The following is a 12,471-nucleotide window of genomic DNA, read 5'->3' as shown; positions in this document are numbered from 1 at the left end:
ATTAGTCAGCGAACTCTGGCTTCTGCTTGCTCATGTGGGCTGTCATGGCCACGCGCAGGTCGGCCGATTGCAACATGGCGGCGTTCCAGGTGGCGATGTATTCGAGGCCATCGTCGACCCGGTGGTCGCGCATGTAGCGGATCATTTCCTTGGTTCCGCGTACGGCGATAGGGGACTTGGCGGCGATCTGATGGGCGATGCCGAACACCCCGTCGAGCAGGGCGACCTGGTCGGCGTAGGTTCGATTGACCAGCCCGAGGCGCTGCGCCTCTTCACCGTCGATGGTGCGGCCGGTATAGGCCAGTTCGCGCATCATGCCGTCGCCGATGATGCGCGGCAGGCGCTGCAGGGTGCCGACGTCAGCCGCCATGCCGATGTCGATTTCCTTGATGGAGAACTGCGCATCGGCGGTCGAGTAACGCATGTCGCAAGCTGAAATCAGGTCAATGGCGCCACCCAGGCAGTAGCCCTGGATAGCCGCGATCACCGGTTTGCTGCAGTTGTCGACAGCGTTGAACGAGGCTTGCAGCTCTAGAATCTTGCGGCGCAGGGCGCGTGCGTTGCGACCAGCATCCGGACCAAGTTGGGCACCGACGGAGGCGAGCATCATCAGGTCGATGCCCGAGGAGAAATGCTTGCCCGCGCCGGAAAGCACCACTACCCGAACTTCATCGTTATCCTCGATCTCGCGGAATACATCGACGATCTCTTTCCAGAAATCGGCATTCATCGCGTTGATCTTTTCCGGACGATTGATCTGCACATGGGCGATCTTGTCTGCCAACTCTACGCGGAAGGCTTTGTAATCAGGCACGGGTCAGTCCTCGGCGTGCGCCACAGAAAAAGTGTCATTCAGGAAGCCCGGCAACTATAACAAGCACGAAGTAAAAGTCGATGCTGCCCACTGTGACGCAGGCCACGCCATGCAATTGCCACTTCACATCGAAAAGCCGGCTTAAACGCTTGATCTACCGGGACCAGGCTGTCACTTTCCCTGCGCCCATCTGTAACCACAAGTCCAAGGACAACCCCGATGCCCGCCTCGCCCGCCGTCGCCCTCGGCCGCAATTTCCTCGGCAACTCGCCGCGCTGGTACAAGCTGACGATCATCGGCTTCCTGGTGCTGAATCCCGTAGTGCTCTGGCTTCTCGGCCCGGTGGTGTGCTCGTGGTTGCTGGTAGGTGAGTTCATCTTCGCCTTGGGCATGGCTCTCAAGTGCTATCCCCTGCTGCCGGGCGGGCTCCTGGTGTTGGAGGCAATACTGCTCGGCCTGGCGACACCCGACGCGGTTTACGAGGAGCTCAAGCACAACTTTCCAGTGATCCTGCTGCTGATGTTCATGGTGGCGGGTATCTATTTCATGAAGGACCTGTTGCTCCTGCTGTTTTCCCGCCTGCTGCTCGGCGTGCGCAGCAAGACCCTGCTGGCCTTGATGTTCTGCCTGCTGGCGGCCTTCCTTTCGGCTTTCCTTGACGCGCTGACCGTGACTGCCGTGATCATCAGCGTTGCCCTCGGGTTCTACGGCGTGTACCACCGCGTAGCCTCCGGCAAGGGTGCGGGCGATGAGCACAGCCCCGACTCCGACCACGACGTCGCCAACTCCAGCCGCGAGGATCTGGAGACCTTCCGTGCCTTCCTCCGCAGCCTGCTGATGCATGCCGCCGTGGGCACCGCCCTGGGCGGTGTCTGCACCCTGGTGGGCGAACCGCAGAACCTGCTGATCGGCCACGAGGCCGGCTGGCACTTCAAGGACTTCTTCCTGAACGTAGCGCCGGTGTCGATGCCGGTGCTGGCGGCGGGCCTGTTGACTTGCGTGCTGCTGGAGAAACTGGGCTGGTTCGGTTACGGCGCCCAGTTGCCAGACAGCGTACGGCAGGTGCTGGCTGACTTCGCCCATGAAGAGAACCTGCGGCGCACCCAGAACCAGCGTCTGGCGCTGATGGTCCAGGGCGTGGCAGCGCTGATTCTCATCCTCTGCCTGGCGCTGCATGTGGCGGAAGTGGGACTGATCGGCCTGCTGGTGATCGTGCTGATCACCAGTTTCAACGGCATCACCGACGAGCACCAGATTGGCCGCGCATTCCAGGACGCCCTGCCCTTCACCGCCCTGCTGGTGACCTTCTTCGCGGTGGTGGCGGTGATCCAGCAGCAGCACCTGTTCACCCCGATCATCCACGCGGTACTGGCGATGCCGGTGGACCAGCAACCGGGGATGCTGTTCATCGCCAACGGTTTGCTCTCGGCCATCAGCGACAACGTCTTCGTTGCCACTATCTACATCACCGAAGTGAAGAACGCGCTGGATGCCGGGAACATGACCCGCGAGCATTTCGACACCCTGGCGGTGGCCATCAACACCGGTACAAACCTGCCCAGTGTCGCCACGCCCAACGGCCAGGCGGCCTTCCTCTTCCTGCTCACCTCATCCGTGGCACCGCTGGTGCGCCTGTCCTACGGCCGCATGGTGTGGATGGCCCTGCCCTACACCATCGTAATGGGCGTACTCGGCTGGTGGGCCGTCAGCCATTGGCTCTGACGGCCGCCTCGGCCTGCACCCGATTGCGCCACTGCCGCCAGGTATAGAGCGGAATGCCGGCCATGAGCACGAGGAAGCCCCAGAAGATGGCCTGCTCGCCGGTGCCGTAGAGGGCCCAGATGGAATAGACGAAGCCCAACACGCCGATGGCCACTAGCCGACCACGTTCGCGCTCGGAGAAGTCGCCGGGCTTCACCGCCAGTTGCTGCAGCAGCGCTGCGGTGCAGAAGGCATAAGGCACCACGCCTGTCATGGTGCCGAGCAGGATGATGACGTTGAACACGTCCACCAGGTCGCCCTGGCCATCCACCAGCACCAGCGCAGTGACCAACACACCGGAAACCAGTAGGCCATGGGCCGGCACGCCGTACTTGTTGGTCTGCGCCAGAGATTCAGGCAACAGGCCATCGCGGGCGGTGGCCATCGGAATCTGGCCCTGCAGCAGGACCCAGCCATTCAGCGCGCCCAGGCAGGCGATCACCGCGCCGCCGGCCACCAGGTGATAGCCCCACTCCCCCACCAGCACCCGCGCTGCATCGGCGAAAGGCGCCGTGGAATGCATCAGCACGTCGGGCGGCAGAACGCCTTGTACGGCAGTAATGGAAAGGATGTAGACCCCGGCCGCCACCAGGGTCCCAAACACCGTGGCACGTGGGATGGTGCGTTTGGGGTCGTCGACATCATCCGCCGGCACGGTCGCCGACTCCAGGCCAATGAATGACCAGAGCGTGAGTGCCGCCGTGGTGGCGATGGCATTGGCGTATCCGCCAGCGCCTGGCGGCAGCTCGCTGACCTCGGGAATTCGCAGGTATTCGGGATGGAAGGAAAACCAGCCGAGAATACCCACCAGCAGCAGTGGGATGAGCTTGAGCGCGGTAAGAATGTTCTGTGCCAGGCCGAATGCGCCGATGCCGCGCAGGTTGATCAGGGTGCAGAGCCAGATCGCGCCGATTGCGGTGCCCACCATCAGCACCGGATCGCGCAGCGCGGGAATGAAGACCTGCAGGTAGCCCACCAGGGTCACGGAGATGGCCGCATTGCCTATCCACGCAGCCTTCCAGTAGGTCCAGGCGCAGAGGTAGCCGGCAAAGTTTCCAAATCCGTCGCGGGTATAGGCATAAGGTCCCCCGGCCGAGGGGTTGAGCCTCGCCAGACGGGCAAAGGTCAACGCAAGGATCACCGCTCCGGTGCTGGAGATCAGCCAGCCGAACAGGCTGAGGCCACCGTAGGCGGCCAGGCTCGAGGGAAGGAGGAACACGCCCGAGCCGATCATGTTGCCCACCACCAGCGCGGTGCAGGTCCAGAACCCCATTCTGCCGCGAGGCTTCGCCACTTCCCCAGTCGCCATCGCGTTCCCCCGCAGTCCGATTTATTCCCTGATGCAGTCCACTGTATAGCAGCGACCTGTAGGACTTTCCTGACAGTTGAGCCCATGGACGTCGATATCGAAGCCCGGGAAGCTGATGTCGAAGGTTCGCGCGAACTCCAGATAGTCGATTATCGCGCGTGTTTCAGCCGTAAAGCGCTCGCCCGGCATGATCAAAGGGATGCCCGGCGGATAGGGCACCAGCATCACAGCGGCGATGCGCCCTTGCAGGTTGTCCAGGGGCACCGGCTCCACGTCGCCACGGACCAGCTTGTCATAGGCGTCAGCCGGCTTCATCGCCAACTCCGGCAGCTTGGTGTACATGCGTCGCAGCGCCTTGGGTGTGGCGCTGTTGCGATAGCAGGCGTGCAGCGCGTCGCAGAGGTCGCGCAGCCCCATGCCGGCATATCGGGCCCCATGTCCAGTGGCGATCGAGGGCAACGCATCGCTCAGCGGCTGATTGGCGTCGTAACCGCGCTTGAACTCCAGCAACTCAGTGAGCAAGGTGCTCCACTTGCCTTTGGTGATGCCCATGGAGAACAACACCAGGAATGAATAGAGGCCGGTCTTCTCCACCACCAGCCCCCGCTCCCAGAGGAACTTGCTGACCACCGCCGCGGGAATGCCCTGTTCGCCCAGCTTGCCGTCAGCGGTCAGGCCCGGCGTTACCAGGGTGACCTTGATCGGATCGAGCAGCACGTAGTCGTCTGCCACATCGCCGAAACCGTGCCAGTCCGCATCCGGGCGCAACAGCCAGTCCACGGTACTGACGGCATCGGTTCCCTCGACCAGGGGCGGCTCCCAGATGTCGAACCACCAGTCGTCCGCCGCAAGGTTCTGCCACACATTGGCCAGGGCGCGGCGGAAGCGCAGGGCCTCATCGAAGGTTTCCTGGATCAGCGAATGCCCGGCCGGCCCTTCCATCATTGCGGAAGCCACATCGAGCGAGGCGATGATGCCGTACTGCGGCGAGGTCGATATGTGCATCATGAACGCTTCGTTGAAGCGGTGCCGGTCGAGCCGGCGAGCGCCACCGTCCTGTACATGGATCATCGACGCCTGACTGAATGCTGCCAGCAGCTTGTGTGTGGAGTGGGTGGTGAATACCAGCGGCGAGCGCTCCTCGCGTTGGGTGCACATGCCGTAGCGGCCGGCGTAGAAATCGTGGAACGCTGCATAGGCGTACCAGGCCTCGTCGAAGTGCAACACTTCCACCGAATCGCCCAGTGCCTGCTTGATCATTTCTGCGTTGTAGCAGAGACCGTCGTAGGTGGAGTTGGTCACCACCGCCAGCTTGACCTTCGGCTCGCGCCCCTTGGCGAGCGGACTGGCATCGATCTTCGCCTTGATCGACTCACGGCTGAACTCGCGTAGCGGAATCGGTCCGATGATGCCCAGCTCGTTTCGTTCCGGCGTCAGGTACAGCGGGATGGCGCCAGTCATGATGATGGAATGGACGATCGACTTGTGACAGTTGCGATCCACCAGCACCAGGTCGTCGCGGCCAACCATCGAATGCCAGACGATCTTGTTGGCGGTCGAAGTGCCGTTGATCACGAAGAAGGTATGGTCGGCGCCGAAGTTCTGCGCGGCCCGGGCCTCGGCTTCGGCCAGGGGACCTGTGTGATCCAGCAACGAGCCCAGTTCCGGCACCGATACCGAGAGGTCCGAGCGCAGCGTGTTCTCGCCGAAGAACTGGTGAAACGCCTGCCCCACCGGGCTCTTGCGGTAGGCCACACCACCGCCGTGGCCAGGCGTGTGCCAGGAATAGTTGGATTGCGCGGTGTGTTCCACCAGCGCCCGGAAGAATGGCGGTAGCAGGCCTTCCAGGTAGTTGCGCGCAGCTCGGGCCACCTGGCGGGCAAGGAAGGGCACCGTGTCCTCATAGAGATAAAGCAGACCACGTAGCTGGTTGAGGTCTGCCATCGCCTCGGCGGGTGCGTTCTCGATGGTCACCTGCTCGCCCAGGGCAAATATCGGCAGCTGTGGCGCACGCACGCGGGCCACGCGGATCAGCTCCACCATGTCCTGCAGCAATCGCTGGTTTTCCCCGGCGCCTTCGGCGGCGACCAGAATGCACGCAAGGCCGTGGTGGGTGGAAGCGACGATGCGGCCTTCGGCGGAACTGGCGGTAGAGAGGATGGTGAAGCCTTCCTGCTCCAGTTCTCGGGCGATGGCGCGAACCCGGTCACCGGCAACGGTATCGGCCTTGATGTCGCGATGGACGATGAGGACGGGGAACTTGAGCTCTTTATACATTGTGGCTCCCTGAGGGGCGGGCCTGCCCGCCTATGCCCTCAGGGTAGAAGCTCGATCACAGGGGTGGTACCCCCGCAGCCACTGGCTGTACGTAAAGGTCGCAATCAGGAAGCTGGTGGAGCGTCCATCTGCACCCAGAGAGCCGGAGCCCCGGCGGCTTTCTCGATGGCGGCCAGGCGCGAAGCGTGGGCGGCCAACTCTTCCTCACTGGCGCGGATCACCCGGCTGGGCGTGCGATCGGCCGGCAGGCGACGGATCGGTGAAGCCTGGGCTCGACCACCGCTGCCCTCGCTACCTTCGCCGGCGAGAGACAGGTTGGTCTGGCCTCCGGTCATCGCCAGGTAGACGTCAGCGAGGATCTCGGCGTCGAGCAATGCGCCGTGCAGTTCACGGTTGGAGTTGTCGACGTCGTAGCGCTTGCACAGGGCGTCCAGGCTGTTGCGCTGCCCCGGGTGGCGCTCGCGGGCCATCATCAGGGTGTCGAGCACGGTGCAGTGCTCGGTGACGTCGCTGCGATCGGACTGCCCCAGCAGGGCGAATTCGTTGTTGATGAAGCCGATGTCGAACGCCGCGTTATGGATGATCAGCTCGGCGCCCTTGATGAACTCGAAGAATTCGTCAGCGACGTCCTTGAAGCGCGGCTTGCCCACCAGGAATTCGTTGGTGATCCCGTGTACCGCGATGGCGCCTTCATCCACCTCACGGTCGGGTTGCAGGTAAACGTGGAAATGGCGACCAGTAAGGCGCCGGCCTTCCATCTCGACGCAGCCGATCTCGATGACGCGATGGCCGTCGGTGACCGGCATGCCGGTAGTTTCAGTATCGAGGACTACAAAACGCATGTTCAGGGCCTATGAAGGAGATTGCCGCAAGGGCGCAATTCTAAGTGCCCGCTCACGATCTTGCGAGCTAGGGCCATGCAAGGCAAAAACAGGGGAGGAAGCGGAGTTTACAGCTGTAAATGAGCATTACTCGCTTCGCTCCCCTTCGTGCCGCGCTGAAGCGCGTTAGCCGCAAGCGACTTTCCGAGACTGCTTTTCAACGCCGCAGGGCTGACGCCCAACTGATCGTGAACGGGTTCTAACGGGCGTTGAGTTCGCTGACACCCCGATTCGCCAACTGGTCGGCGCGTTCGTTGCCGGGGTGGCCGGTATGGCCGCGTACCCATTGCCAACGCACGGTGTGGCGATTGACCTGCTCATCCAGGGCTTGCCAGAGGTCGGCGTTCTTCACCGGCTGCTTGGCAGCGGTCTTCCAGCCGCGCTTCTTCCAGTTAGGCATCCACTCGGTGATGCCCTGCATCACGTACTGGGAGTCGGTGATGATCTTCACCTCGCAGGAACGCTTGAGCGCTACCAGCCCCATGATGGCGGCCATCAATTCCATGCGGTTGTTGGTAGTATCGCGCTCACCACCCCAGAGCTCGCGCTCGGCACCCTTGTACACCAGCAAGGCGCCCCAGCCGCCAGGACCAGGATTGCCCTTGCAGGCGCCATCGGTATAGATCTCGACTAGATCGCTCACTTAAGCCTCATGTTTCGAATCGCACCGGCTGACCTTAGCCACCGGCATGGGAACCAGCTTGCCCATGGGCTCTCGCCGGGCCTGACGCAGTGGCCGCAGGCCGATCACCAGCTTGCGCGCCACCAATAGATAGAAGCCCGCACCGAACCCTTGTCCGGCGGCGCCCCAGCGCTCCAGGCGAGCCAGGCGTGTTTGCCAGGCGGCCGAAGCAAGCGGCGGACGATAGCACCCGAAGCGGCGTTTCTCCAGCGCGAAGCCCAGCAGGTTCAGCCAGTCGCTGACCCGTGTCGGCGAGATGCAGCGGGCACGGCGCAGGGCATCACGAGCGAAGTAGTGGCGCACGCCCCAGGCACTCCATGGGTTGACCCCGACGATGATCAGGTGCCCGCCTGGACGGACACTGCGTGCGGCTTCACGCAGCAGGCTATGGGGGGAAAGGCAGAAATCCAGGCCGTGTTGCAGCACCACCACGTCCGCGGCGTGTTCGCTGAGCGGCCAGGCGGACTCTTCGCAGGCAATCTCCACGCCGGGCAATGGCGCACCGAGATGCACGCAGCGCTGGATTTGTTTGGCTCCTGGGGGCAACTCCGCACGGGGTCCGTAGTGCACCAGATAGCCGCCGAAGTAGCGCGCCATCTCGTCCTCCAGCAAGCGCTGCTCTTCGAACAGCATCAGGCCACCGAGGGGACCGGAGAACCAGGAGCGGGCCCCGGAGATCAGCTCCAGCCAGTCGGCATCGGCTTGGGCGAATGCTTTTTCGGTCATGGCAATCTCCTGCATGAGAGCCCTAAGATGCTCCATTGCTCTCTGCTTGGCGACTCCCTTCATGATCCAGATCGATGCCCTCCCCGCCTTTTCCGACAACTACCTCTGGCTGCTGCAGGACGACACAACCCGACACTGCGCCGTGGTCGACCCCGGCGACGCTGCACCGGTGCTGGCCTGGCTAGAAGCCCATCCCGGATGGAAGCTGACCGACATCATGGTCACCCATCATCACCATGATCATGTCGGCGGCGTTGCGCGACTGAAGGATGCAACCGGCGCCCGCGTACTAGGCCCGGTGCAGGAGAAGATTCCTGCCCGCGACGAAGCGCTTGGTGACGGAGACACCGTCCAGGTACTGGGACTGGAGTTCCAGGTGATCGAAGTACCCGGCCACACCCTGGGCCATATCGCTTACTACCATGGGGAAACCAGGCAACCGCTGCTGTTCTGTGGCGATACGCTGTTCGCTGCCGGCTGCGGCCGGCTGTTCGAAGGAACGCCGGAGCAGATGCATCACTCCCTCAATCGCCTGGCGGCGCTGCCGGCGGCCACCCAGGTCTTCTGCACCCACGAGTACACGCTCAGCAATCTGCGTTTCGCCAGAGCCGTAGAGCCCGGCAACCATGCCACTTCCAAGCGTTTCGATGAGGTCACCCGGCTGCGCGAGCAAGGCGGTATCAGCCTGCCATCAACCATCGCCCTCGAGTTGGCGACCAACCCCTTCCTGCGGGTGACTGAAACATCCGTTAAACAAATGGCCGACGAGCGGGCGGGTCGGGATAACCCTACGCCAGCCGAGGTCTTCGCGACCCTTCGAGCCTGGAAAGACCAATTCTGAGCACTCGGTCAGGCTCTGGCGAATTGGTGAAAACTTGACCAACCATAGGTCGATTCCTAGAATCGCCGGACTTTTTTGCCGGAAAAACCTCACAGCCAATGTTGTCTTCGCCGATCAGAAATCTCGACCTGGATGCATTGGCACGAGCCGCGCGCGCGCTTGTGGTGGTGTGCGCCGTCACGATTGCCGGCTGCTCCGGCACGGGTCAGAAGGACGATGACCAGGGCCGCGACACCGACCGCGCACTGGCCATGCAGCAACAGGCCCAGTGGCTGGAAGAGGCGCAGACCGAGCGCGAACCCCAGGACATCTGGGAACGCATGCGCAACGGCTTCAAGCTGCAAGACGAGATCGGCGTCAACCCACGCATCGAGCGCCAGCGCCTCTGGTACGTGAGCAAGCCCTCCTTCCTGGAAAGCGCCAGCGACCGTGGCAGCCTTTATATCCACTACGTTGTGGAGCGCCTGGAAGAACGCAACATGCCCCTTGAGCTGGCCCTCCTGCCAGTGGTGGAAAGCGCCTACAACCCGTTCGCCTACTCGCGAAGCAATGCCGTGGGCATCTGGCAGTTCATTCCGTCGACCGGTCGCCACTTCAACCTGCGCCAGACCAACTGGTACGACGGCCGCCGTGACATCACCGCGTCCACCAACGCTGCCCTGAACTACCTCGAACGCCTGCACGAAATGTTCAACGGCGACTGGCTGCTGGCCCTCGCTGCCTACAATGCTGGCGAAGGTACCGTCAGCCGTGCCATCGAGCGCAACCAGAAGCTCGGCCTGCCGACCGACTACTGGAACCTGCCGCTCCCCCAGGAAACCCAGGACTACGTACCCAAGCTGCTGGCCCTGTCGCAGCTGGTGATGGCACCGGAAGCCTATGGCGTGAACCTGAACCCCATCGCCAACGAGCCGTACTTCGAAGTAGTGGAAGTCAAGCAGCAGCGCCTGGACCTGTCTCGCGTGGCGGCGATGGCGGACATGGACGCCGATGAGATGTACCAGCTCAATCCGGCCTTCAAGAAACGCATCACCATGGATGGCCCGCAGCACCTGTTGGTCCCCACCGACAAGGCCGAATTGCTGACCGCCAACCTTGCCCTGATGAAGCCCCAGATGCTGGTGGACTGGCAGCAGTACCGCGTGCGCAACGGTGATAGCCTGCATGGCATCGCGAACCGTTACCACGTCACGGTCAAGACGCTGAAAGAGATCAACGGCCTCTCCGGCAACCACCTGCGGGTAGGCCAGCAGCTGAGCATCCCGGTCGAGCCAGGACTGAAACCTGACAAGCCGCTCTTCCAGAACATCGCCAGTGCCCCGGCGCCGACCCCGGCACGCAACCACAAGGTCAAGAGGGGCGACAACCTTTCGACCATCGCCCGTCAGTACAAGGTGACTGTGCAGGACATCAAGCGCTGGAACCACCTCAAGGGCAACCACCTCAAGGCAGGCCAGGTGCTGAAACTTGAAGGCGGCGCCACCCAGGTCGCAAGCGCCAGCGCCACCAGCAAGGGGAAGTCCAAGAGCAACGGCCGCGAGTCAGTGACCTACTACAAGGTCAAACAGGGCGATTCCCTCTATCTGATCGCCAAGCGCTTCAACGTTGAGATGAAGCATCTTCAACGCTGGAACCCCCGCAGCGACCGCGCCCTGAAGCCCGGCCAGACCCTGACGGTCTACCTGCCCTGACTCTTCTGCGCCATCGCCTCCAGGCAGCGCCCCGCCGCCTGGGCGAAATGCTGGAACGCCACGAACTGCTCGTGCCGTAACGCCCGTCCAGAAAGGCGGCAGTCAGCGTAGATCACCCCGATCTCCCGCTTGCCCACCAGTAGCGGCGCAATGAAGAACATCCCCTGTCCCAGCCATTCGCGCATCGGCCGCGTAACCAGGTCGCTCAGGCTATAACTCGCGGGCACACCCATCCAGAGAGTCTCGCGGGCACGCAATACGTAGCTGAATAGATTGGGTTGCTCTGATTGGCCGGCGGGCAGGACGAAGCCGTCGAGCCAGCGCTGGCTGCCCTCGCCCACCGCCCGACGCACCGTGAAGCGACTGCGCTGGTCGGTCAGCACTGCAACCATCACCCGCTCCAGCCCGGCCCCCTGGTGCAACCCCTGAAGCAGGGTATCGAGCACGAGATTGATGTCCGCCTTGCGCGACACCAGCATTCCCAGTTCCTGCAAGGCCTGCTGCATGACCAGCAGATCCGGTTGCAGCAGCCGCGCCTGGCGCTGTTCTCTCTGCAGACGGATTTGCTCCGGGTCGGTATGGGGTATCAGGTGGCAGAGCTTGCTGGCACCAAATGTGGTGGCCACCTTGACCGCTTCATCGGCACTGGCCAGCACCTGCTGCATGGCCTCCTCCCGGCTCAGGCCGACCAGTCCGGCCAGTTGCTCTACAAGTTGCGTCATGGAGGCTGAGTCCCAGCCCTGCAAGGCTGCCTCGCTGATCCGAACCCCCAGGCTCACGGCCTTCACCGCCGGGTCACTCTGGGCGGAGCCGGTATGCGCCAGACTCGCCAGCTCACCCAGGTTCCAGCTGCGGACCAGACCCAGGGTCAATTGGCGGAAGCTGGTGCCCAACACTTCGCGCACTGCCTGCTCTTCATCAACTCCCGGTTGCGCCAGCGCTGCAGCAAGCTCATCAGCCTGCTCGCCACCACAGCCCCAGAACGCCAGTTCACCCAGGTTGTGTAACAGGGCGGCGATGAACACCTCTTCCTGGCTCCGCGCCAGGAGGTAGCCGGCAATGTTGCGGGCCTGTACCGCCGCGTGAAAGGAGCGCGCCAGAATCTCCGGTAACTGCTCCCTCGGGCCTCGAGCCAGCAGGCTGTCGATAAGACTGACCGAGAGGCCGATCAGGCGCACGTTCTCGAAACCGATCAGCACGATGGCGCGGGAGATCGTGCGAATGGCTTCCTGGGACGGGTTGTAATAGACGCTGTTGGCAACCTTCAGCACCTTGGAGGTCAGCGTCGCGTCACGTAGCAGCACATCTGCCAGCTGCTGAACGGAGGATTTGTCCTGTTGGGCCATCTGGTGCAGGTCCTGCACCACCGCGGCCAGAGCGGGTAATTCGGCCTCGTTGAGGCGGTCGATCCATGACTGCAAACCATGGCTGCGTTCACCCAAGATTGGCACCCCTGCGCAAAATTCAGAATGGTGGCCAGAATGCTGGC

General features: G+C 62.9%; 10 protein-coding genes. 3 read left to right on the top strand and 7 right to left on the bottom strand.

Features of this window, described 5'->3' with window-relative positions:
* Position 1 precedes the first annotated feature (1 nt).
* On the bottom strand, positions 2–814 hold the full coding sequence (locus tag D6Z43_RS02975; protein ID WP_120650318.1) for a crotonase/enoyl-CoA hydratase family protein: 813 nt from the start codon (positions 812–814) through the stop codon (positions 2–4).
* Between the two features lie 219 nt (positions 815–1,033).
* Between D6Z43_RS02975 and nhaB the strand changes: the two genes are divergently transcribed.
* Positions 1,034–2,536: a sodium/proton antiporter NhaB gene (gene nhaB / locus D6Z43_RS02970; RefSeq protein ID WP_120650316.1), complete on the top strand. Its 1,503-nt coding sequence runs from the start codon at positions 1,034–1,036 to the stop codon at positions 2,534–2,536.
* On the opposite strand, the gene D6Z43_RS02965 is transcribed toward nhaB, so the two are convergent.
* The 5 genes from D6Z43_RS02965 to D6Z43_RS02945 all read right to left on the bottom strand — a co-directional run bounded on the left by D6Z43_RS02965 (position 2,520) and on the right by D6Z43_RS02945 (position 8,450).
* The gene (locus D6Z43_RS02965; RefSeq protein ID WP_120650314.1) at positions 2,520–3,884 is read right to left on the bottom strand and encodes an amino acid permease; all 1,365 of its coding nucleotides are present in this window, start codon (positions 3,882–3,884) and stop codon (positions 2,520–2,522) included. The two genes, nhaB and D6Z43_RS02965, sit on opposite strands and share 17 nt — an antisense overlap.
* A 21-nt stretch (positions 3,885–3,905) precedes the next feature.
* Positions 3,906–6,161, bottom strand: a complete 2,256-nt coding sequence (locus tag D6Z43_RS02960; protein WP_120650312.1) for an arginine/lysine/ornithine decarboxylase — start codon at positions 6,159–6,161, stop codon at positions 3,906–3,908.
* Between the two features lie 104 nt (positions 6,162–6,265).
* Positions 6,266–7,003: a DNA polymerase III subunit epsilon gene (gene dnaQ, locus D6Z43_RS02955; RefSeq protein ID WP_120650310.1), complete on the bottom strand. Its 738-nt coding sequence runs from the start codon at positions 7,001–7,003 to the stop codon at positions 6,266–6,268.
* Positions 7,004–7,241: 238 nt separating this feature from the next.
* Positions 7,242–7,685, bottom strand: coding sequence for a ribonuclease HI (gene rnhA, locus D6Z43_RS02950; protein ID WP_120650308.1), 444 nt, complete (start codon positions 7,683–7,685; stop codon positions 7,242–7,244).
* A complete protein-coding gene (locus D6Z43_RS02945) occupies positions 7,686–8,450 on the bottom strand; it encodes a methyltransferase domain-containing protein (RefSeq protein WP_120655170.1) in 765 nt (254 codons plus the stop codon).
* A gap of 61 nt (positions 8,451–8,511) precedes the next feature.
* Here D6Z43_RS02945 and gloB point away from each other — a divergent pair, with 61 nt between their 5' ends.
* Positions 8,512–9,291 carry a hydroxyacylglutathione hydrolase gene (gene gloB, locus D6Z43_RS02940; RefSeq protein WP_120650306.1) on the top strand — a complete coding sequence of 260 codons (780 nt, stop codon included), beginning with the start codon at positions 8,512–8,514 and terminating at the stop codon, positions 9,289–9,291.
* Positions 9,292–9,389: 98 nt separating this feature from the next.
* On the top strand, positions 9,390–10,982 hold the full coding sequence (locus D6Z43_RS02935; protein ID WP_120650304.1) for a LysM peptidoglycan-binding domain-containing protein: 1,593 nt from the start codon (positions 9,390–9,392) through the stop codon (positions 10,980–10,982).
* On the opposite strand, the gene D6Z43_RS02930 is transcribed toward D6Z43_RS02935, so the two are convergent.
* Positions 10,970–12,424 carry an HDOD domain-containing protein gene (locus D6Z43_RS02930; RefSeq protein ID WP_120650302.1) on the bottom strand — a complete coding sequence of 485 codons (1,455 nt, stop codon included), beginning with the start codon at positions 12,422–12,424 and terminating at the stop codon, positions 10,970–10,972. The two genes, D6Z43_RS02935 and D6Z43_RS02930, sit on opposite strands and share 13 nt — an antisense overlap.
* Positions 12,425–12,471 lie beyond the last annotated feature (47 nt).

Source organism: Pseudomonas sp. DY-1 (assembly GCF_003626975.1).
Lineage (GTDB): Bacteria > Pseudomonadota > Gammaproteobacteria > Pseudomonadales > Pseudomonadaceae > Metapseudomonas.
Note: the sequence above shows the minus strand (reverse complement) of the source record. Positions and strands in the feature narration are given on the sequence as shown.